Below are 22,953 nucleotides of genomic sequence, written 5' to 3'. Positions count from 1 at the left end.
TAACTAATAAACTTAGTGCAACTTAAGCTTAGGCCTCAATACTTGGTTAATTCGCCCTACTAACATCATTAAGCCAGTTTTCATGTAGCCATGTAAGGCGATTTGATGCATCCGATAAAGCGAGATATACATTACTCGTGCAATGCGCCCTTCAATCATCATTGAACCTTGCATAAGATTACCCATTAGCGAACCAACTGTTGAGTAACGGCTGAGTGATACTAGGGAACCATGGTCTTTGTATTCAAACTCTTGCAGTGGTTTTTCTTCAATTTGGCGCACAATATTTTTAAATACTAAGGTCGCCATTTGATGAGCCGATTGAGCCCGTGGTGGTACAAAACCGGTTTCTCCCATGGCACAACTCGCACAATCGCCAATCGCATAAATATTACTATCGCGCGAGGTTTGCAAGGTTGGGCGAACCACTAACTGGTTAATCCGGTTGGTTTCTAAGCCGCCGAGTTCTTTCATAAAATCAGGGCACTTAATGCCTGCCGCCCACACCATTAAGTCAGCTTTAATCAGTTCACCGCCTTTAGTCGTTAAGCCCTCTTCAGTCGCTTCCGTCACCATCGTTTTGGTACGTACATCTACACCCATTTTCTGTAACTCTGAATGGGCTGAGCTAGATATGCGCACAGGTAATGCCGGGAGAATTTTCTCACCCGCTTCTACTAAGGTTACCGCTAGGCTTGAATGGCTTAGGTTTGGCACGCCATAAGCGCGTAGTTGGTCTAAGGCGTTATGCAGCTCAGCAGAAAGCTCTACGCCAGTTGCGCCAGCCCCAACAATAGCAACACGTACTTTTTCGCCCTTTTGCGCTTCGTCATTTTGCGAATACTGTAAAAAGCGATTAAGCATGCGGCGGTGGAATAAATCAGCGCGGCTTGGGTTGTCGAGGAAAATACAATTGTCTTTAACACCTTTGGTATTAAAGTCGTTCGAAACAGAGCCTATGGCCATGATTAGGTAATCATAATTTAGCTGGCGCGCCGGAAGAACTTCTTTACCCTCTTCGACCATAGCCTTTAAAGTCACCAATTGATCTTCACGATTTACATCAGCCACTTCACCAAGTTGAAATTCAAAGCCATGATTAGCAGCATGTGAGCGATAGCTCAAGGCGTCAATGCCTGCATCTAAAGAGCCGGTAGCCACTTCATGTAATAGCGGCTTCCATAAATGGGTGCGGTTTTTATCTACCAGCACTACGTTAGCTTTTCCGTGTTTACCGAGTTTACGGCCTAAGCGCGTCGCCAGTTCTAAACCACCGGCCCCACCACCAACTACAACGATTCTAGTCATGCTTGAATATTTCCTTGTAACAACTTGAAGTGTTTAGCTCTACTACAAAGGCTTTATTTTTGTTATGCCTTTAACAACTAGCTAAGGTGGGCTCATTATACGTAACTTGATTAAGATCACAAAAAGCGCCCAATAAAAAAGAGGGATTAATTCCCTCTTTTTATGAAAATTTAAGATTCTATAAACTTGGCAGGCGTTTTAAAGACTTTATCAACTGCAGGTGATGGCTGATGTCTTTAAATTTGTGACTTTGTTCTTTGTCCCAAATAACATCGTAATAGGCTTTAAGCTCTTGCTCAGAATGAGAATTGTCCAACACTTCATCGTTCTCTGAGAGCACCACAGTACAATTACCTTTGTTCTTAGTTCTAAACTCAGTAACACACTTTGATGCAATATCAATGTACTCTTCTGGGCGTTCAATTCGGTCTTGCATGTTCTTTTCTGGGTGTAAGTTAGGATTGAAAATCACTGATGGGATCCCGCATAAATAACCAATGCGCTCGCTCCAATAGCCCCCCAAGCCCACACCACAAATCACAACTTCTTCTTCGGCACTTAACATGAGCTGTTTATGCACTTCTTTCAGTAAGTGACTCATATCATGCCGCGGATGAATGGTGCTGTAGCTGATCGGCCGCACATCGGGATCTACAAATTGCAACTGAAGCACTTTTTCATGGTTACCCGGACTTGTTGAATCGAAGCCGTGTAGATAAATAATCATCCTGCAATACCTTCCTTACATTCACACACTAAAACTAAGTGTATTTATAATTGTTACCATTCACTACTCATTTGCACTATTTGTGCAGCACGAGCGGCAATTTCTCGATACTGAGCTTGCGATTCAAGCTCTGACCAACTATGCGCAAACGCTTTACCCACTAAGGTTTCGGCATTCGCAACACAGCTTTGATCTAAGCCATCTAATAAACTAATGCTAGCTTCTCTATCATTACAGGCTAGCAATAAATCACAACCTGCCGCTAAGGCTTGCTGAGCACGATCTATATGATTACCCGCAACTGCAGCGCCCTTCATGCTTAGGTCATCACTAAAAATAAGCCCGTTAAACGATAACTCTTTACGTAGTATTTTTTGCAGCCATATCTGCGAGAACCCTGCAGGCTTGTCATCTATGTCACTGTAAATAACATGGGCAGGCATTACCGCATCGAGTTTGTTCTGAGCAATAAGCGCGGCAAATACTTGCATGTCTTGCTGCTTAATTTCTGCGTATGGGCGCGGATCACGAGCCTCTAAATGGTGAGTATCCGCTTTTACATTGCCATGGCCAGGAAAGTGTTTACCTGTAGCTTTCATACCGGCTAAGTTCATTCCATCAATAAACGCACTTGCGCAACGTATAATCTCGCTAGGACTATTGCTAAAAGCGCGTTGCCCTATTACATCACTAACACCATCAATGTCTAAAACGGGTGCAAAGCTAATATCAATGTCGCAAGCCCGTAACTCTGCAGCCATTAACCAACCCAGTTGCTTAGCCCAGTCTTGGTGAGAAATATGAAGAGTGTCTGCGCCTTTCGCCATCAAGCCCATCGCAGGAATAGCTGAAAATTGCTCTCTAAAGCGCTGTACTCGGCCCCCTTCGTGATCAACAGCAATTAATAAGCGCTGTTTACTCGCAGAGCGAATGGTACGAACTAACTCTAACAACTGAGCTCGATCTTGATAATTACGGCTGAACAAAATAACGCCAGCCACAAGAGGATGCTGGAGCATCTCGCGCTCTTCAGCGCTCAGCTCCGTACCGAGTAAATCTAAAAACAGAGGTCCCATGTACTAACTACCAACCAAAAGTAGATTTAGTTTCGCCCTTGCGAATCTCAGTTTCGTCAGCCCATTCAACTAAGCCAGTTTTTAAGTCCATTAATCGCATAGTCATTTTGTAATAAACGTCTTTGGTTTTCTTGTTAGTTTTTACAATGCTTGAAAGGTTGCCATAAAGCATATACTCAGCACCCACTTGCTGACCAAAAGCAATCGCTTTAGATGGGTCAACTAACCCGCCGTCGTTTTGAAAATCAAGCTGTTCACGTACCGCCGTTACGCGTGTCATATCAACAAAGCGGAATTTGCCAGATTGCAGTAATTTTGTGCTAATTGAATCAGTCACTGACTCAGTATCAATATGCTCGGTAGTTTTGTTTTTAATGCGTTCAACAAACACAATCGGGCGATTGTTATTGGTAATGTCGGTTAGCAATGGAGACGAAATCATCGAATCTGTCATTTCAACGGCAATTTTTTGTAAGTCAGTTGAGCCAAAAGCAACATCTACTGTTTCAACTTCTTGCGGGTCGCCGTAGCTTACATGGGTAGAACAACCACTTAAGGTAAGGGCTAGTACAGATGCAGCGAGTACGAGTTTTTTCATGGGATATCTCTCTGTTATTTAACTTCTCTAACATAAATTTTGAAATGGCTCGCGGTATTTACCAAGGCAACTGATTGCACTTGAATTTGTTGCTTGCCGTGTAAGCTTAGAGGCGTCCATGCGGTAGTTGCACTATTAATTTGCATGTTGTTACTGTCATACCAGTAAAAGCGATACTGCAAATTTAAGTCACCTTTGAATAAAGATTGTATTGTTGCCACACCGCGCAAGCGGTCCATTCCTTGGTGAGTAGCAGCATCTAAAACGGTGAGTTTTCGACCTAAGCTAATATTGTCTACAATTAGCCATTGCTTCCCATCGGGCTTATCTGAATCTGCCGAAATGCCAGAGGTGTCGGTGGTACAGCCTACGACAAGCAGTGCAATTAATAACAGCAAATATTTCATAGCTTTACCCTCTTTATAAATTAAATATTTGAGCTGGAGAGCCCAAATCATTAGTCAGTATTAAGGTTACTCTACCTGCAGTTATATTAATTGCTGCTTGGTTTTGCAACAAGCCTTCAAATTCTAGAGTATGTTCGCCAGCTGGAAGAGGCTTAATCGCCACTTGCGCCAAGGCTGGTAAGGTTTGCCAATTGCGTGTATCTGCCCGCTCCGACGCAATGTTGTACACATTCACCAACGCGTTCGCCCAGTTTTCTTCGTCATCTGCTTTATCTTTATTCACTTCACGACGAAATTGATCTTTGGTTATCACACGCAAAATTTGCCGCAGTAATATTGCGGGTAAATCTTGTTGTAACTGCTTAGCTGCTAGCTCATCAAACTGCACTAAGCGCTCACTGGAGAATCGCTCGTTACCCACTTTCATCCATTGCGGTATAGCTATTTGCGCATTCCCTGAAATAACGGGTAGAGCGACTGTGTAGGTTTCCCAGCGATTATGATTATATAGGGGTAAAGTAAAGCGAGCCTCTTGGCGCGCTGCCACAATTGATTGTTCGTGCAACACAACCAATAACCCCTGCTGCTTGGTTAAGGCTTTAGCTTTGGCTGGTGTGTATTCTCGATAATCACTCATGGCTAGCTTTTGTCCCAAACGAGCGACTTCTGCTTGCAAATAACCGTTGTTTGGCGCTAGTGCTAGCGCTTTGCGGTAATCAATGTAAGCATCATCTTCTTGCCCTGCGGCCAAATATAAAGCGGCTGATAGCGTAAAACTCAAGCCGTTTTGAAAGGCGTTCGCTAAGGCTTTGTCTTGAGTTTTTAGCTGCGGGTAATCCGTCATTAGGTCATCATACTGCGACTTATAATCACGTAGTTGCTCTTCTAAAGTCACCGGCACTTCTTGCATAGCTTGCTGTTGAATCAATCCGGCGCGGCGGATTTCAATCAATGCAGACTCCAAACCATCGCTGTGCAAGTAATTGATGGCTTGATAATGATGTAACATCACTTGCTCGTAAACCGGCACGTGATACTCAATAAAATTGTCGTTGGTTGCTAAGGCTGAAACATTTTGTAAGCCGGTAGATAAACGATACTCAGCTTGGCGAGACAGCCAAGTAAGCTGCTCATCAACGTGGGTAAAATGAGCCTGACTGCCAGAAAAGTCACCCGCTAGATAAGATAAGCGGCCTTTTTCCAACTGCTTAAGATAGTAGTTATTATCGCTTTTACTGCCTTCAGAAATAAGGTCCGAGGCTAACTCGAACTGCCCAGACCCCATTTGATAACGACTAGCATTAAGTTGCTCGTCGTAACTCACAAAAAGATCACTAAAAACTGCGCTACTACAACCAACTAGCAATAAGCTGGTAAATAAAGCGAAAGCGATAGCTTGTTTGTTCATCTTGCTAAAGAACGCAGTGTTACGAGTATGTAAAACGCGCCACTTGATGGGCGATGAATCAGCCATTAATGCGTTCCAAAAACCAGATGTTCGGGAGAAGTCTATTTATAAACTATTTTACGAGCTAGACCTAATCTAGCGCGAAGTATTTCTACAAATTGCTTGTGATTGTTCTATATTTGTACAATTTATTTTGCTTTATATTTTAAAAGGTAAAGTCTTTGTTAAGTTGGCCGCTATTATCAGTATAAAAGGGCTTCCAGCGTCTAGAGTTGTGATCTCTTGCATAGTAAGAATAGCCAACTAAAGGCATACTTTTTACTAAATAAAATAATATAAAAACTATAAATAGCTAACAGATCGGTTGGTCGAGGAATTATGAAAAAAAAGTCACTAAACGTAGCCTCATCGCTCCAATTTTTTAAAAACATTTCTATTGTTCATCGAGTAAACATCGGATTTGGTTTTTTGGTTCTAATGATGGTGTTAACTAATGTATTGTCACTACAAACGGGCAGTCAGTTTAACCAACAGCTTGACGTGGTGACCGAAGAAGCCACACCTTTGGTTATTCAAAGTAGTGAGTTTGCCGTAGATTTGCTGACCGCAGACAAATACTTTAAAGATGCATTAACCTCTGCTGATACTAAAGTTATCAAAGCAAGCAGCGAGTCGTTTGAGCAAAGTGAATTAGTGTTCATTTCATCTTTAGGCACCTTGCGTTCGATGGCCGAAGGCAACGCTGAGCTAGAAGCTCGTTTAGACACGCTAAACAGCCTAGATCAGAACTACTTTCAAGTTGCTAAACAAGTGATGGACGACAACTTAAATTACTTGTCAGAACTGAAATCAGTAAAGCGTAGCTCCAACCAACTCACGGTCATGTTGCCACAGCTTAAAAAGAACCTGTCAGACAAAGTGGTAGAGCTAAACGATGACTACATTCGTTGGGCAGCCGAAAGCTTTCTGAATGCAATGGCGGTAATTGAGCTAAACACTTTGGAAGGTTTAAACACTGTAGAGTCTAAAAAAATTGCAGTGATTTTGAAGCGAAATAACAAGCTTATTAAAAACTTCATGAGCGCCACTTCTGATTTAGAAGACGAAATTCCAGAGTTGCGCAACGACATGGGTCACCAAATTGACCAGTTTGTAAAAGACTCAACCAAAGATGATGGCGTACTTGCCAATCATTTAGAAGTCGCCAAAGTTAAAGAAGCTATCTCACTACGAGTAGCCGACACTGCAGTGCAAATTACCGATGCCATTAGCCAGCTTTCAGCAATCAATGATATTGCAAATGCTCAAGTCGATATGGCGGCGTCTAATGCAAACAAGATGCTTGAATCAAGCCGTATTCAGCTAATAACCGCGATGATTATTGCCATTCCTTTAGCGTTACTCGTTGCTTGGAACGTAGCGGGTTCAATCAAACAACCGCTAAATCAGTTACTTAAAACGCTTAAGGCAGCTGCAGCGGGTGACATGACGGAAACGGTAAACTACCAAAGTACTAATGAGTTTGGACAACTTGCAGATTCAGCCAACAGTATGATGGAGCAGATGCGCTCGGTGCTAAATGACATAAGCCAAGCGGCAGAAAGCCTGTCGAATGTATCTCAGGGTAACTCCACGACCCTAAATACCGCTAAAGAAGAGCTAAATAATCAACGTCAAGAAACCGCCTCTGTTGCCGCCGCCATGACCGAGATGGAACAATCGGTAAGAGAAGTAGCCAAGAGCGCGAACATTACTTTGGAAAAAGTAATGGAAGTGGAAGAGGCCTCTAACTCTGGTCGTCAGATTATGAGCAATAACATCACGACTACCCATCAACTGTCTGAAAAACTGGGGCATAGTAGCTCAGTAATCGGCGAAGTAGATAGCATGAGCAATAGCATTGGTTCTATCTTGGATGTGATTCGCGGTATCGCAGACCAAACCAACCTACTTGCATTAAACGCCGCCATTGAAGCCGCACGTGCGGGTGAGCAAGGTAGAGGATTTGCGGTTGTTGCCGACGAAGTAAGAGTGCTGGCACAGAAAACCACTAACTCAACAACAGAGATTCAATCAATGATTGAAAACCTGCAGAAAAGTGCCCAACGTGCAGTATCGGTAATGTCAGAATGTTCATCAGAAATGCAGGCGAGCATCTCACAATCATCAGATGCCAACGGCGCAATGGAAGAAATTCAGGGAATTATTACCCAAATTTCGGATATGAGTAGCCAAATTGCCGCAGCAGCAGAACAGCAGCAAGCCACTGGCGCGGAAATATCGAATAACTTAAATCGCATTTCCGATATTAGTGACGAAAACTACCAAAGCATTGAAATTGTCACCAGCACCAGTGAAGAACTGGGTGGGCTGGCACAACAACAAGACTCATTGGTAAAACGTTTTACCTTGTAAGCACAGAAATAGCACCCAAAAGGCTCCTAGCTAGGAGCCTTTTTTTATCGATAAACTTCTGAAATTGCGCCTTTACCTACCCCTTCGTAAGCAATCACTTTTAACGTATGCCCATCCATCGCTTTAGATAAGGTTTGCGCAATATAAGCAGCTAAGTTCTCTACCGTTGTCTCACAGGGCAAAATATCGGTTTCTTGCTTAGGCACCACTAACTCAAAAAAGCCCTGAGGGGATTGGTAGGCAAAGGCGTAATGCTGCTGCCATTCCTGTTGCTGATAAAAGCTAATATCATTTACTGATATCTCATCATTGGCGCTACCGAGATAAATGTTACGCCATTTCATTGCCCAACTAGTGGCTAGATCAACATCACTCTCTGCATCCACTAAAATTTCTATCGTTGAGCGATGACCATGAGCAATTCGCTGACAATTACCATCGTGTTTCTTCAATCCATGACTGTAGTGGTAATACGGACCGTCGATCGCTTCATGACGTAAGTTAATGCTTATGTCTTGAATATTATTGGGTAATTGTTCTAGCACCACCGCTTTTACGTAAGCAGTTAAGGCTTCATTGCTCACTTCAACCGAGTCAATAAATGTATAGGCTTCATCGGGGCAGCGTAAGTGAATACTTTTACCATGTGGACGTTGGAAGTCTAATTGCATGTAGCCTTCGCTGTTGCTTACCTTACACAATGGAGAGCGACGAGGAACCAATAGTTTGTGGTCAACTTTATCGTCGATTAACCGTTTAATCAGTTTTTTAACCTGGCCAAAGTCAAGCAGCATATCCATATCATTTAACGATCCGCCCAATTCAATATCCACTAACCAACTTTCCCCCACTAAACCTCGGTCTGGACATAAGTAGGTTGAGTCAATCACTGTTAAGTCTTTTACAAATAGTTTCATATTGCAGTCCGTTATCGCTAATGCGGCACATTATAGCCACAACGCCACCATTTAGGCAGTTGCTTCTCAATCTCAACAAGCGGAAAAACCAAAATTCAACTAACTGTGATAAGGTTTAACCATGTTGAATAATAACTAGATAACGCCGTGGACCCGATAGCGCCTGAGTTACTCAATGAGTTTAATGCCCTTCCCTGCCAAACCGAAGTGCACTTGCAGATCCCTACCCCAACTAACCCTTTGCGCTTACGTAGTCGCTTGATTGGTATTGAACCAGGTATGTGCGTGATTCTATCTAGAGGCATGGACCAGCAATGGGAAGCGGCCAGAGACTTAATTCGCGAAGGTCAATCTATTGTGGTGAGAATCGTTAATGAAGGCGATCCAAACGCTACTATTTTTGCTTACCGCGGCTCAATTTCAAAGTTAATGAGCAGTGTAGGACGCTGGGTGGTATTAGATTATCCCCGAAATATCCAAAAAATTAGTTTGCGGCAACATAGCCGTTTACCGGTGTCGTTACCCTGTAAAATGCAAAGTGAAAGCGACAGCAATGAATCTTTTAAAGGCTTACTCAAAGACTTATCGCTAAATGGTGGTGGCTTTATAAGCGCTCCAATACCATTACCCTTAACAAAACGAAGCTTTAATTTACACCTGCCTATAGATGAATATGAAACATTAAGCATAAAGGCAAGTATTTGTAACCAACACTTAGAACAACGATCCCCTGAACGGGTTCATTACGGGCTGAGCTTTGATGCAGATGAGTCGGTAAAACAAAAATTTATCCAAACGGCCCTGCTAGAGATTGTTCAACGCGAAAACAAAACCCCAAATTAAATCTTATTCTTTTCCCCAGAGCTAAGTTTATTTTAAGCAAAAAAAAAGCGACCCGAAGGTCGCTTTGAATTAACGGTCAACTTCTAGTCTTTGTTGTACTTGGCAGTACGTGGGAACGCAATGCCATTACTGTCAAACAAGTAGCTAGCTTTAGTTGGTAAGCCAACACGTAACTCATCACCATTGTTCGTTGGGAATTCGCTACGCGCTTTAAAGGTGAAATCAAAGCCTTTAACGTCCATGTAAACGTAAGACTCTGCACCTAGGTGCTCGGCAACTACTACAGTACCTGTAATAAAGTTCTCTGCGTGAGCATGGGTATCTTCAACCAAATGCTCAGGGCGGCAACCAAACTCAACAGCATCACCAACGCTTGCACGGCTTGTATCTACCGCAGCGCTAACAATATCGCCAGTTACCAGTTTAATTTTACTTTCTTGCTCGCCTACTTCCACAATTTCACCTTCAATGAAGTTCATTTTCGGTGAACCAATAAACCCAGCAACAAATTTGTTTGCTGGGTTATGGTATAGATCAAGCGGTGAACCATATTGCTCTAAGTTTGTAGCAGCATTTGGATCTAATGGGCTTAGTACTACAATTTTATCCGCCAAGGTCATCGCTTCCACTTGGTCGTGAGTAACGTAGATGATGGTTGATTGTAGTTCTTTATGAAGCTTGGCAATCTCAATACGCATTTTCACACGAAGTGCAGCATCTAAGTTTGATAACGGCTCATCGAACAAGAAAACACCTGGTTGTTGTACGATACAACGACCAATTGCAACACGTTGGCGCTGACCACCACTTAGCTCTTTTGGCTTACGGTCAAGTAAAGGATCTAGGCCTAAAATATCTGAAGCGTTATTAACACGCTTTTCAATGATACTTTTTTCTACTTTCTTCAGCTTAAGACCAAACGACATGTTCTCGCGTAGGTCCATGTGTGGGTATAAAGCGTAAGATTGGAATACCATACCTACGTTACGTTCAACTGGTGGCACGTCATTCATGAAGTTGCCGCCGATATTAAGCTCACCGCTTGTAATATCTTCTAAGCCAGCAATCATACGTAACAGCGTTGATTTACCACAACCTGATGGACCAACGAATACTACAAACTCGCCATCTTGAATGTCTAAGTTAATATCACGCAAGGTATCTTGGTGAATTGCCGGGTCGTAGTTTTTACGTACATTTTTTAGAATTACATCAGCCATTATTAGCTCCAAACTGAATAAAGCGTCGCTTTACTCGCAATCAATCTTGTTTTGCGTAGCTGCATTCGCAGCTACGCCCAAATAATTTAACCTTTAACACCGCCAGCTGTTAACCCGCCGACCAACCAACGTTGAGCCATGAGGAACACCAGGGTGATAGGGAATCCAGACAAAACAGCTGCAGCGGCGAAATCGCCCCACAAGTAGTTTTGCGGATAGAGATATTGTTGAGCACCTACAGCGAGTGTGAGTTTATCAACGTCTTGCATCAGTACTGAGGCCATTGGAACCTCGGTAATAACACCGATAAATGCAAGAATAAACACAACCGCCAAAATAGGCACAGAAAGCGGTAACAATACCAATCTAAACGCTTGCCATGGAGTTGCACCGTCAATCGCTGCAGACTCTTCTAGCGCTGGGTCAATCGTTTCGAAGTAGCCTTTAATAGTCCACACGTGAAGTGCAATACCACCAAGGTAAGCGAAGATTAAACCTCCGTGAGTGTTTAGACCCAACCAAGGAATATATTCACCAATCTTATTGAACAAAGCGTAAATTGCCACCAAGGCCAAAACAGATGGGAACATTTGGAAAATCAACATACCGTTAAGAATGGTTGCCTTACCTCTAAAACGCATACGAGCAAACGCGTAAGCACTTGTGGTAGAAAGAGCAACAATTAATAAGGCTGAAATACCCGCAACTTTAATCGAGTTCCATAACCAGGTAAGAACTGGGAATGGAGGCGGAGTTAGAGAGCCATCAGGGTTTACAACAGTAATCCCTAAAGCCAAACGCCAGTGATCCAAAGTTGGGTTTGAAGGAATCAATTCACCTACCGCAAAGTTACCCGTACGGAAAGAAATAGTGATTACCATTAATAATGGAAAAATAATTAAACATAGAAACAAACATAGCACTACGTGAGTAGCTAGTTTTCTATATTTCAATGATTTAGGTTGAACCATTGCCATAGTAGCTTCTCCTTATGCCGTCTTATCAGCTTTAGTTAGTTTCAAGTTAATCAATGCTAGTGCACCAACCACAATAAAGATTAATGTCGCAATCGCACTGGCTAGACCATAATCCTGACCACCATCACCTTGGAAGGCAATTCGGTAGGTGTAGCTTACGAGCAAGTCGGTTGTACCAGCTGGTGTTGAAGCACCGATAATGTCTGGGCCACCATTTGTTAACAACTGAATCAATACAAAGTTGTTAAAGTTGAAGGCGAATGATGCAACCAACAATGGCGTTAGTGGTTTCATCAATAGTGGAACAGTAATGTTGAAGAAGTTACTGATTGGGCCTGCACCATCCATTGAAGACGCTTCATACAGGTCTTCAGGAATAGATTTAAGCATACCTAAACATAAGATCATCATGTATGGGTAACCTAGCCAAGTGTTCACAATCAAAATCATTGACTTAGCCATGATAGGATCGGTGAACCAATCCGGCTTAACGCCAAATAGTGACTCTAAAATACCGTTAATCTCACCAAAGTTTTGGTTGAACAAACCTTTAAATACCAAGATTGAGATAAACGCAGGAATTGCATAGGGGAGAATAAGCACCACGCGATAAAAAGCGCGACCTTTAAGCTCTTCCCATTGAATTAGACAGGCTAACACCATGCCAATAGCTAACGTTAGAGCTACTGAAACACCGGCAAAAATAACCGTCCAAATGAAGATTTCAATAAACGGTTCTTTAATACCTTTATCGGTAGCAACACGTTCAAAGTTTTTCCAACCAACACCTACAGTGAAACCAGGTGCTAAACGACTACCAACAAACTCACCATCACCATCGATGTATTGGAAGTAACCTGTTTCCATGTTCGGCAGCATAAGCTCGCCAGTTTGGTTGTTACGGAGAATAGAAGGACCAGGTAAAATGGCACCACTTTCTTTAAGTACTACACCATCGGCTAAGCGAGAATATAGTGGTTTCATTGCTGAGAACTTGCGTAGACCGTTCATGACTAATTCATCAGCTTCAGGCGTGACTAGCACGATGTTGTTGAAGAATTGGCGATGAGCAATGATTTCTTTAATCGGGGCTTTTTCACTAGTAGGTAAAGCGTCTACTGCTTGCAACTTAATCCGTTTAGTTTCAAGAGTAAGCTTTCTAGCGCGAACATCGGCGTTAGAAACAACTTCAACAGGACGAGTCACAAATAACTTATCGTCTTGAGAAAGTGCTAATACGTATTTACCTTCTGCTGCTTGATGCAACTGGAAGCCAAATGAACCGCCTTTAGCCATGTAAGTCTTCTGGGTATGCAACTGCTCTACACGCTCTAGCGATAACAAGTTTGTTCCGCTGTAGTTAGTAAACGCAATGCCTATCGTATAAGCCAGAGGGAAAATGATGAAGACCACCATCCCAGCAATACCAGGGAAGATATATCGGTGGGCATACATTTTTTTAGTAGTAAAAACATACACACCGGTAGAAACAACAACAAGGGTGAGCAATGCAAATGCATATTCACCACCTGCATACATCAAAACAATTGCATAGCCGTTAAGCAACACAATCGCTGTGATCAGCAGCAGTTTTAGCCAGGCATACTTGCCCTGCATAAAACCTGGAGACGCAGAAAGACCCATCTTATGTACAACCTTTGTATTTGACCGAAATTAATAAAGAGGAGGATAGACCAATATCCTCCTCCTGACCGAAATAATATGACCGTATTATTTCGCTATGCGACGCGCAGCGGCGTCTAGAGCTTTCTCTAGAGGTTGACGACCACTAGTGATGTTGGTTAGTGATGTTGCCATCGCAGACCAGAATTTACCCATAGCAGCTACGTTAGGCATTGGCTCACCATCTTGAGCGTTTGCGAAAGTTGCAGCGATGCGAGGGTCACTTGAAAGTTCTTCCATGTACGATTTAAGTGCAACAGCACCTAGTGGTACATCGTCATTTACAGACTTCAAGCCTTCATTAGTAACAAGGTAGTTTTCTAAGAACTCTACCGCTAAATCAGCGTTTGGTGACGCAGAGTTAACTGCACCTGCTAAAACACCAACCATTGGCTTAGCTTTGTTACCGTTGATAGTTGGAATGTAAGTCACACCGTAGTTGATGCCACTTTTTTCCATGTTATCCCAAGCCCATGGACCGTTGATAACCATGGCTACTTCGCCTTTGTTAAAGGCAGAGTCCATTACACCGTAGTCAGCACCTTTAGGCATGTGACCATTTTCGATTAGGTCTTTAATTACTTTAGCGCCCATTTTCGCGCCATCTGTAGCTACACCGGTATCTTTAACATCGTAAGATCCGTTTTCATATTTGAAGATGTAACCACCGTTCGCAGCCAATAGTGGCCATGAGAAGTAAGTGTTGTTGTAATCCCAAAGAATTGCGTGCTTACCAGACTCTTGAAGTTTAGCGTCTAGTGCTGGAATCTCTTCCCATGTTTTAGGAGGAGTAGGTACTAGGTCTTTGTTGTAGATAAGACCTACAGCTTCGATAGCAATAGGGTAACCGTAAACTTTACCGTCGATAGTAACAGCGTTCCAAGCGAAGTCTTCAACTGCTGCTTTCTTTTCAGCACTTGGCTTAAGCTCTGTTAATAAACCAGCGTCAACCCAGTCGCCGAAACGGTCGTGTGCCCATAAAAAGATGTCTGGACCAGAGCCTGTAGAAGCAGCTTGCTGGAATTTACCAGGGGCATCATCAGGGTGAGCAACACTTACTTTAACACCAGTATCAGCTTCAAAGCGTTTACCTACTTCAGCTAAACCGTTGTAGCCTTTATCACCATTTACCCAAATGGTTAACTGGCCTTCTTCAATCGCAGCAAAAGCATTAGATGCCATGCCTAAAGAAGCAACCGCTATAGCAGATGCAAGAATTGTCTTTTTCATTAGCCTTTCCTTAACTGTCGTTATGATTATAATTTTGGGTCGCAATGTTACTTGCTGCGCTTGATTCTAGCCCAATTGCCTACGCGAGCACATGACTTAGCTCGCACTTTTGAAATTATACTACAAAGCACTAGAGCAAGGCTCCGCGTGCCCTGAGCGGTTGTTTTATCACCTAACAGTGGTAATAAAACAACAAAAATAACCCGCCAAGCCTATGAAAACCTTTCCATGTGGTAATTTTACAACACATTTGAAACTGATAACCTTTTCATGCTTGTTAATTAAGTTATTTGTTATTTTTTAACTGCTCTCTTAAGTTAGGCGGCACACCTACAATCGTCAATGTATCGGTTGATTCATCGTAAAAAACGCGATCACCTAACAATTTTTGTTCGAAACTTACAGACACACCTTTACCTTGGCCAAAGCATTTGGCCAATTTCTTAAGCGCTGTACGATCGGCAGGGAATTGATCCTCCAAAGGGTAGTTTTCGGCGGCAAACTGGTAAAAGTCTACGGTGTCTTCGGCAGTGGGTAGGGCTTTAGCTAACTCCCCTACTACGATTTCTTCACCATCTTTAAGTTGCTGTTCACAATAAGATTTTACTTCACCTTTATAAGCAAGCTTTTCTTCTTTATCTAATTGGGTCGCTTGGCAGTAGTCGTCAACGGCTTGCATTAAGACCGCATTTTGCACCTTTATGTCTAAACCATCATCGCAACCCAAGAATTCCACAAAGAAATCAGAAATTTTTCGTCCAGCCCTTCCCTTTACATAAGAAACATAACGTTGAGACTCAGGATTACGCTGCATATCGGTAATATCAATACGCGCCGCTAACTGCACAGAACTTGTTTCTAAATAGCGACTAGCGGTTAGCTCTAAGCTGTCATCAACTGCTGGAGAGATCTTATTCTCCAACAACATGATTAACAGGTATTCACCCGCTACATGCTCGTAGTTGGCCAGTAACAATACACCTTGATCGATAAACTCATACTTTTTGAGCTCCTCTACTAATACAGTGCCGCTATCTACACTGTAGCGGTGAAAATCGATTTCTTCACTTAGTAAAGCATCTAACTGAAGCTTAAAAGGACTATTGTTCTCTTCATTATAGAAACCAAAACCTTTGGCAGCGCGCCCACTATAGTTGAGATGTAGGCCTTCTATAAGACTAAGCGCTTCTTCGCTATGAGCCATCTCTTCGCTCCTAGCTTGCAGAGCAATAGTGCCGTCTTCAGTCAGTTCTAGCGAATGTAAAATAAGGTGTTTTAGGGAAATGCTCATAGTCTCTTACTGTTAGTGTTTGCTGACAAGGTGGGTTATTATACGCGTCTTTACCAGCAAATTTGCAGAGAAGTAATGGCAATAGTTTCAAAATATTCCACAGAGCAAGTGGAACAATTACTTAATGACGTACTCAAAGTAGTCGATAATCATAATGTAACTACCGATTTAGCCCTTATGGTACTCGGTAATGCTACCACCTGTTTGATCAATCAACGGGTTGCGCCAGAGCAACGTAAAAAGCTAAGCGAAGGATTTGCAAAAGCCCTTCAAAGCTCAATTGACGAAAAATAAGAATAAAGCAAAGGACCGTAAAGCCCGCAATGGTAAATAGCTCAAAACAGTACCGTGACAAAGTGTCTCAGTTAATTAGCTGGGGGCATTGGTTTTGTTTATCTAACATTATTTTGGCCTTAATTGTTGGCTTACGCTATTTAGTGTTAGCTGCGCCGCCAGAAACGTTTTTGGGGCAAAGCTATTTATTAGTAAGCTGGTTAGGGCAGTTTTCATTTATCGCCTTTGTGATTTTCCTACTCACCTTATTCCCTCTTAGCTTTGTTATCCCTAGCAATCGGTCAATGCGATTTGTGGGTGCTTTATTTGCTACCGTGGGGATCAGCTTACTAATTGTAGATACCGAAGTATTTGCAACGTTTAACCTTCACCTTAATCCTGAGTTGTTAAAGCTGCTCTTAGATGAAGACCAAAACAGCCAAGCAAATACACTTAATTTACTGTTTGTTTCAGTCCCTTTTATCTTCTTGCTGGAGTTGTGGCTAGCCCGTTTGTGTTGGAAGTATTTGCGCCGATTAGAACACAAACGCTTGGGTGTGCCGCTAGCTGCGATTCTATTTGTTTGTTTTGTATTAACCCACTTTGTGCATGCTTGGGCTGACGCGACCAACTACCGAACAATTACCCAGCAAAAGAATAACTACCCGTTATTCTATCCGTTAACTGCCCGTAGCTTCTTACAAGAACAAGGTATATTTGATGTTGATGCTTATTATCAAGGCATTAAAGCTCAAGAGAAAAAGCAACAAGGCAACATGCGATACCCGATATCGCCTATCAAGTATGGCCATGTAGAACAACGCTATAATTTGATGCTAGTGGTTGTAGAAGGTTTACGCTGGGACATGCTGACAAAAGAAGCAATGCCCCACAGCTGGCGACAAGCTAAAAATTCTAGCCAATTCTTCAGTCATTTTAGTGGTAGTAATAAATCACCAGAAGGTATGCTAAGCCTGCTTTATGGCTTACCCACTAGCTATTGGCCAAGTATAAAAGCAGGCCGACAAAGCCCAGTTTTAGTCTCTGCTCTGCAAGACAATAACTACCAAATAGAGTTGTTTAGCAGCAAAGGATTAAACACCCCAGAAATCGCAGGCTCCAGCTTTAGTGCTCTTAAAAATCTAGATATGACCAAGTGGCCCGGTGGTGCGGCAGGCGATGAGCAAGCGCTGCAAAAATGGTTAATGTGGCAACACAGTCAATATTCTCAGCTGCCTTGGTTCAACTTTTTGTATTTAAATGGCGTAGCAGCATACGATAACGCTAGTGGCGAAGGTATGGAAAAAGTCACGCCGGAGTTAATCAAGCAGCATTATTTCGAAGCCGCTCAGGAAGTAGATAAACAACTTAAAAAAGTCTACCAAGAGCTCGCTAATACGGGTCAGATAGAAAATACTATCTTAGTGGTAACGTCCGACTACGGTAACGAGCTAAACGATAACAACAGCAACTACTGGGGTAACGCCAGTAACTTTAGTCGCTACCAAACTCAGGTTCCTTTGTTTATATCTTGGCCAGATCGTCTCCCCACGCTTATGCACGACGAGACGAGCCATAACGACATTATTCCTACTATTTTGGAAGGAATGTTAGGTGTTACATCAAACAGTGCCGACTATAGCAATGGACAAAATATCTATGCCAAACGTAAGCGAGATTGGTTATTAATCGGTAACCAAGAACAGCAAGCCGTATTACAGGGTAATCAAATTACCTTATTTAACCAATCTGGCAGCTACCAGGTACTTGATCGTGACTTAAACCCTAGTAATGCCCGAGTCTCGGTGCCAATGCTGGTACAAGTCTTAAACGACTTAAAACGTTTTTATCAGCCAGAACAGTAATTTGTACAATCGCTGAGCACTTAAGCGTATAAACACCAGCCGTGTATTGACACTAAGCGGTTTGATAAGTAAATTCAGATTCAATTCGGAACGTAGCGCAGCTTGGTAGCGCACCGTCATGGGGTGTCGGGGGTCGGAGGTTCAAATCCTCTCGTTCCGACCATATATAAGCCCGTAGCTCGATGAGCTACGGGCTTTTTTGTTGATGAGTTCCAACATTTGTTCTCTTGTATATTCCGGCAATAGCTACACCCTTAGTACACTCAGTACTTTTGTAAACACATTCCGCTTTCAAACAATGAAGTAGAACACTCTTGACTATCAGCTCTCATCATCATAAATGGTAAAGACAATCAGCCATGTAAAGTGGCTGCAAATACAACCATATCGATAGGTTTTGGAGGTATTAGCATGGCCATAATCACTAAAGGGGGTTGAGAAGCTTTCTCCAAAACCGCAGAAAACAAACGTAGCTAAATTATTGGCGTAAGAATGGAAACGGCATTAACCTAAATGAATCCATTGCAGTCAAAGTAGCTGCAGCCCTCCCCTTACTAGGCCCAGTGATGATGCAATACTTGAAAAGCGCCGTTAAAACGGCAGTAAAGATAAACAACAATTTAATTAAGTCATAATTCCCGAAGAGGGTGTTCTGAAGGGTTACACACTTTCAAATTGCTAACTGAGCTAAACACCTAAACTAAACGCTAAAACTTCTAGGCGAATTTAGGTGTTTTTTCAGCGAGGAATACGCCGACTACAGCCAACATCACGGTAGTGCCCTATCACTACTTTAAGCGCTGGCGAATTTCAGATAATGCCGGGTCACCAGGCGTCATCACCTCTAGCTTAGCTAGCTGTTTTTTTGCTTGTTCTAAATTACCACTGGCTTCCAAGGCTAGTAAATACACATAGGCGAAACGGTGATTATCGGGCTCTAAGCCTGCCGCTTTTTGTAAGGCTTGTAGCGCCTTAGCCCACTGTCTTTTTACCACATAAATTAAGCCAAGGTTATGTAAAGCCATTGGATGATTGGACTCTACCTTCAAAATTTCTTGTAGCAACACTTGGGCTTTTTCTAGCTGATTACTCTCCCGGTACACACTAGCTAAATTTAACTTGGCAGGCAAAAAGCTAGGTTGAAGATCAATCGCATTTAAATACTGGATGCTTGCTTGTTCAAGATCCCCAACTTTGTAAGCTAAATCAGCTAAAGCGAGTTGCGCTGAAAGTAAGTCTTGTTGCCCTTGATAAGTCAGCACAGCTTCCATTAAAGCATCTTGCATGGGCTGTTGAGCCTTTTCAGGCAATGCTTGCCTAAATGCAGGAGCTAATAGTCGAATAGCTTGTAGTCGAACATTTTTATGTTCGTCATAAAGTAAACCAAAACCTATTTGTAGCTGCATGGCGTAAGGCGCTGATTCAAGGGCATTTAATACGCCTAATTTAACGACACTTTGCGGGCTATTAGCAGCCGAGTTTAGCAGCTCAAGATTACTGCTAATATTTACATCTAGATGATTAAGCAATACCGCTCGGCGCATTGCAGGTTGTTCTTCATCTAATATCAATGAAGCAATTTGCTGTTGGCCAAGTGTTGGGTCTTGCGAGTTTAGGTATAAAGCAGTGCCTATATCATCATAAGCACCAAATACTTTGGCTTTTTTATGTTCCAGTTGCTGTTGAGACCACTCGGTATTTTTATCTTGATGACAATTTAAACACACGTCTGGCGAGGCTAAGGCTTCGCTTACCCATGGGTTGGGAATCCGGTAACTATGGTCTCTTCTATCGTCCACCCCCATGTAACGCTGCGAAGGCATGTGACAATCGATACACAAGGCCCCCTCAGAACCCGTTTCATGCAAAGTATGCTCAGGAGTATCGAACTGGTTAGATAAATGGCACTGGGCACACAAACTATTATCCGTACTTAACACTTTGCCACTATGCGGCTCATGGCAATTACTACAAACCACGCCTGCCGCGGCCATTTTACTTTGGCTGTACGAGCCGTAAACATAGACTTCATCAAGAATTTGGCCATCAGCATGGTACAGGTCAGGTACTGCCAGCCTAGGAATAAAATGTTGTGAGAAATTGTGCGGTCCTGCCCCGTCAGTAAGCGCTGTTCGTCGACTATGGCATGCAGCACATTGATCTACTTGGCCATGGTCTAAAGATACAAGTCCATTGTCTAAACGCTCGGCGCTAGCTTGCTCTGGCTTGAATATCCAATTGCTGCGTTTGAGCAAGGTTTTATCAAAACCTGAGTTAGCGCTTGGTTCATCGGTATTCTCAGCGTTATCAGCACTTTTTAAGGCTACATGTTTAGCTGCTGCACCATGGCAAGCTTCACAACTAACATTGACTTCGCTCCAAGTGGTGTCATATTCATCTTTTGCGGCATCGTAGCCACGTTTTAGATCTGTAGAGTGGCATTCGGCACAGCGCGCGTTCCAGTTATTAAATTGGCTCTTCCAATAAAACGGGGTATCAGGAATATGGGTTTGCTGATAAAGGCTATACCAACGTTGCCCTCCCTGTGCTTTAGTTCTTGAATCCCAAGCCACAGTATAAGCTTGTAAACGGCCACTACCAATATCAACCAAAATCTGTTGCAGTGGCATGTAGCCAAACACATAAGGCACTGAGTAACGCTTGCCTACTTCGTCGGTTTTTCCTGTCTCTATATAGAAACCTTGCTCATCCCGAAAAAACTTTGTCCAGCCGTCATTTGTCTCAAATCGCACATTATCAAAATTGCCTAATACTGTTTCATCGGTAGCAAGCTGCATCGCTTTTGCGTGATGAGAAGGCAACCAGTTTTCCACTTCTGTTTTATGGCAAGCAGCACAACTTTGATTACCTACGTATTCCTGAGCTAGCACAATAGGACTGATAAGAATGAAGAAAAATTTAAAACATTGCTTTAGAAAACACATGGAAATCTCAATGGGCAATACAATCAATCGGGGCTTAATACAATTAGTCTAACAACAAAAAAACGCTAAAAAAGGGCGAGTTGCGCCCTTTTTTGATATTAATATAAATTATTTAGACGCAGGCTGTTGTAATTTCTCCATCACTTGGGAGACATTAAAACTTGCTGCTTTTTGACGAGGTGGAAACTCTTCAAAGCTAGCTAGGTACTTAGCAACATAAGTTTGCGCCGGTACCAGCAAATACACTCGATCAATCACCCAATCCCAGTAAGTATTAGATGTCCGATCTGCGGTTTCATAAGGGTCCATTCTTAAATTAAAGATTTTAGGCACCCTCAGCTCAACAAAAGGTTCAGCCCAAATCTGCAAAGTGCCTTGAGCTCGCTGCTCCATAAAGACTATCTTCCAATTTTTATAACGGAGCCCTGTGAGATCACCATCGTCAGAAAAATAGAACATTTCATCCCGCGGTCCTACTTCCTCTTTCCCCATTAAATATGGGAGGAAGTTATAACCATCTAAGTGATTTTTGAAATCTTTACCATTGGCACTGTGGCCTTTGAGCAGTTTGTCTTTTACTTTGTCATCTCCGGCAATTGCAGCAAAGGTTGGCAACCAATCCATGTGGTGCATGATTTCATTTGATACCTCACCCGCCTTAATTTTACCCGGCCAACGTACCATAGCAGGTACGCGGTAAGCCCCTTCCCAGTTGGTATTTTTTTCGCCGCGGAACGGCGTTAAACCGGCGTCAGGCCAGCTATTCATATGTGGGCCATTATCGGTAGAGTAAAACACAATGGTGTTGTCCTTTATGCCTAAATCATCCACTTTTTTAAGCAATAAACCTACGTGCCGGTCATGTTCTAGCATACCGTCTGCATAATTACTCACCCCAGAGCTGCCTTGTAAATCAGGCTTTATATGCGTACGAAAATGCATTCGAGTACCATTCCACCATACAAAAAATGGCTTATCCGCTTTTACGGTTTTCTCCATAAATGCCATAGCAGCTTCTACCGTTTCGTCGTCGATAGTTTCCATGCGCTTTCTGGTTAATGGCCCGGTGTCTTCAATTTTTCCGTCGGCAGACGACTTAATCACACCACGAGGACCAAATTTTTTGCGGAACTCAGGATCCTTTGGATAATCGACATTCTCAGGTTCTTCTTCCGCATTTAAGTGGTACAAATTACCTAGAAACTCATCAAAGCCGTGAGCCGTTGGTAAAAATTCATCTTTATCACCTAAGTGATTTTTACCAAATTGTCCGGTCGCATAACCCATTGGTTTTAGTACTTCAGCAATGGTGATGTCTTCGGCTCGTAAACCTAAATCTGCGCCAGGGAACCCTACTTTGCTTAGGCCGGTGCGCAACACACTCTGACCGGTAATAAAGGTAGAGCGCCCCGCAGTACAAGATTGCTCGGCATAATAGTCGGTAAACATCATTCCTTCTTTGGCAATGCTGTCGATATTGGCGGTTTTATAACCCATTAAGCCAAAGGTATAAGCACTTACGTTAGATTGGCCAATGTCGTCTCCCCAAATCACCAAGATATTGGGTTTTTCTGCAGCCATTAAGCTGGCAGACGCCAAACCTAGTGCTCCAGCAGACAATAAAGTCATACTATCTTTTAAAAGTTTAAGCATCTGCTAAACGCTCCCTGTTAGAAAAGTCACTAAAAGCGTAGCAGCAGTCTGGAAACTTTGAAGCGTCAAAATCATTTAAATAAATAAAAGCAATCTGTTCCCTGAACCATTAGCGCC

General features: G+C 42.7%; 18 protein-coding genes and 1 tRNA gene. 5 read left to right on the top strand and 14 right to left on the bottom strand.

The annotated features are described in order from the left end of the window. Positions 1-12: 12 nt before the first annotated feature. The 6 genes from ACLD71_RS14990 to ACLD71_RS14965 all read right to left on the bottom strand — a co-directional run bounded on the left by ACLD71_RS14990 (position 13) and on the right by ACLD71_RS14965 (position 5,590). Positions 13-1,308, bottom strand: coding sequence for an NAD(P)/FAD-dependent oxidoreductase (locus tag ACLD71_RS14990; RefSeq protein ID WP_411991200.1), 1,296 nt, complete (start codon positions 1,306-1,308; stop codon positions 13-15). A gap of 178 nt (positions 1,309-1,486) precedes the next feature. After that, a complete protein-coding gene (gene ycfP / locus ACLD71_RS14985) occupies positions 1,487-2,035 on the bottom strand; it encodes an alpha/beta hydrolase YcfP (protein WP_137673026.1) in 549 nt (182 codons plus the stop codon). A 53-nt stretch (positions 2,036-2,088) separates the two neighbouring features. Continuing rightward, positions 2,089-3,111, bottom strand: coding sequence for a beta-N-acetylhexosaminidase (nagZ, locus tag ACLD71_RS14980; protein ID WP_411991199.1), 1,023 nt, complete (start codon positions 3,109-3,111; stop codon positions 2,089-2,091). 7 nt (positions 3,112-3,118) lie between these two features. Next, the gene (gene lpoB / locus ACLD71_RS14975) at positions 3,119-3,709 is read right to left on the bottom strand and encodes a penicillin-binding protein activator LpoB (protein WP_411991198.1); all 591 of its coding nucleotides are present in this window, start codon (positions 3,707-3,709) and stop codon (positions 3,119-3,121) included. A gap of 14 nt (positions 3,710-3,723) precedes the next feature. After that, a complete protein-coding gene (locus tag ACLD71_RS14970) occupies positions 3,724-4,116 on the bottom strand; it encodes a YcfL family protein (protein ID WP_411991197.1) in 393 nt (130 codons plus the stop codon). 13 nt (positions 4,117-4,129) lie between these two features. Next, positions 4,130-5,590: a COG3014 family protein gene (locus ACLD71_RS14965; protein WP_411991196.1), complete on the bottom strand. Its 1,461-nt coding sequence runs from the start codon at positions 5,588-5,590 to the stop codon at positions 4,130-4,132. A gap of 312 nt (positions 5,591-5,902) precedes the next feature. On the opposite strand from ACLD71_RS14965, the gene ACLD71_RS14960 reads away from it, so the two are divergent. Then, positions 5,903-7,939 (top strand): methyl-accepting chemotaxis protein, encoded by a 2,037-nt coding sequence (locus ACLD71_RS14960; protein ID WP_137673031.1) that lies wholly within the window; start codon positions 5,903-5,905, stop codon positions 7,937-7,939. A 44-nt stretch (positions 7,940-7,983) separates the two neighbouring features. On the opposite strand, the gene ACLD71_RS14955 is transcribed toward ACLD71_RS14960, so the two are convergent. Continuing rightward, positions 7,984-8,856, bottom strand: a complete 873-nt coding sequence (locus ACLD71_RS14955; RefSeq protein ID WP_411991195.1) for a 6-carboxytetrahydropterin synthase — start codon at positions 8,854-8,856, stop codon at positions 7,984-7,986. A 147-nt stretch (positions 8,857-9,003) separates the two neighbouring features. Between ACLD71_RS14955 and ACLD71_RS14950 the strand changes: the two genes are divergently transcribed. After that, on the top strand, positions 9,004-9,699 hold the full coding sequence (locus tag ACLD71_RS14950) for a flagellar brake protein (protein ID WP_303553084.1): 696 nt from the start codon (positions 9,004-9,006) through the stop codon (positions 9,697-9,699). 83 nt (positions 9,700-9,782) lie between these two features. Here the strand turns inward: ACLD71_RS14950 and ACLD71_RS14945 are convergent, their stop codons facing one another. From ACLD71_RS14945 to yejK, 5 genes are all read right to left on the bottom strand, one after another. Next, a complete protein-coding gene (locus ACLD71_RS14945; RefSeq protein ID WP_137673034.1) occupies positions 9,783-10,919 on the bottom strand; it encodes an ABC transporter ATP-binding protein in 1,137 nt (378 codons plus the stop codon). Positions 10,920-11,005: 86 nt separating this feature from the next. Further along, positions 11,006-11,896 carry a maltose ABC transporter permease MalG gene (malG, locus tag ACLD71_RS14940; RefSeq protein WP_016402572.1) on the bottom strand — a complete coding sequence of 297 codons (891 nt, stop codon included), beginning with the start codon at positions 11,894-11,896 and terminating at the stop codon, positions 11,006-11,008. Positions 11,897-11,908: 12 nt separating this feature from the next. Next, positions 11,909-13,540, bottom strand: a complete 1,632-nt coding sequence (malF, locus tag ACLD71_RS14935) for a maltose ABC transporter permease MalF (protein WP_137673035.1) — start codon at positions 13,538-13,540, stop codon at positions 11,909-11,911. An 87-nt stretch (positions 13,541-13,627) separates the two neighbouring features. Further along, positions 13,628-14,809, bottom strand: a complete 1,182-nt coding sequence (gene malE / locus ACLD71_RS14930) for a maltose/maltodextrin ABC transporter substrate-binding protein MalE (RefSeq protein ID WP_137673036.1) — start codon at positions 14,807-14,809, stop codon at positions 13,628-13,630. Positions 14,810-15,095: 286 nt separating this feature from the next. After that, positions 15,096-16,100: a nucleoid-associated protein YejK gene (yejK, locus tag ACLD71_RS14925; protein ID WP_411991194.1), complete on the bottom strand. Its 1,005-nt coding sequence runs from the start codon at positions 16,098-16,100 to the stop codon at positions 15,096-15,098. A gap of 75 nt (positions 16,101-16,175) precedes the next feature. On the opposite strand from yejK, the gene ACLD71_RS14920 reads away from it, so the two are divergent. The 3 genes from ACLD71_RS14920 to ACLD71_RS14910 all read left to right on the top strand — a co-directional run bounded on the left by ACLD71_RS14920 (position 16,176) and on the right by ACLD71_RS14910 (position 18,401). After that, the gene (locus tag ACLD71_RS14920) at positions 16,176-16,394 is read left to right on the top strand and encodes a DUF1414 domain-containing protein (protein WP_137673038.1); all 219 of its coding nucleotides are present in this window, start codon (positions 16,176-16,178) and stop codon (positions 16,392-16,394) included. 29 nt (positions 16,395-16,423) lie between these two features. Continuing rightward, complete coding sequence (locus tag ACLD71_RS14915) at positions 16,424-18,238, top strand: DUF3413 domain-containing protein (RefSeq protein ID WP_411991193.1); 1,815 nt, start codon at positions 16,424-16,426, stop codon at positions 18,236-18,238. Between the two features lie 86 nt (positions 18,239-18,324). Continuing rightward, a tRNA-Pro gene (locus tag ACLD71_RS14910) sits at positions 18,325-18,401 on the top strand. Between the two features lie 625 nt (positions 18,402-19,026). Here ACLD71_RS14910 and ACLD71_RS14905 read toward each other — a convergent pair. Both ACLD71_RS14905 and ACLD71_RS14900 read right to left on the bottom strand, forming a co-directional pair. Continuing rightward, positions 19,027-21,183, bottom strand: coding sequence for an ammonia-forming cytochrome c nitrite reductase subunit c552 (locus ACLD71_RS14905; RefSeq protein ID WP_411991192.1), 2,157 nt, complete (start codon positions 21,181-21,183; stop codon positions 19,027-19,029). A 108-nt stretch (positions 21,184-21,291) separates the two neighbouring features. Further along, positions 21,292-22,836 (bottom strand): arylsulfatase, encoded by a 1,545-nt coding sequence (locus ACLD71_RS14900; protein WP_303553078.1) that lies wholly within the window; start codon positions 22,834-22,836, stop codon positions 21,292-21,294. Positions 22,837-22,953: the final 117 nt, after the last annotated feature.

The organism is Agarivorans sp. DSG3-1 (assembly GCF_046774965.1).
Taxonomy (GTDB): domain Bacteria; phylum Pseudomonadota; class Gammaproteobacteria; order Enterobacterales; family Celerinatantimonadaceae; genus Agarivorans.
This window is presented reverse-complemented; position numbering and strand designations above follow the sequence as displayed.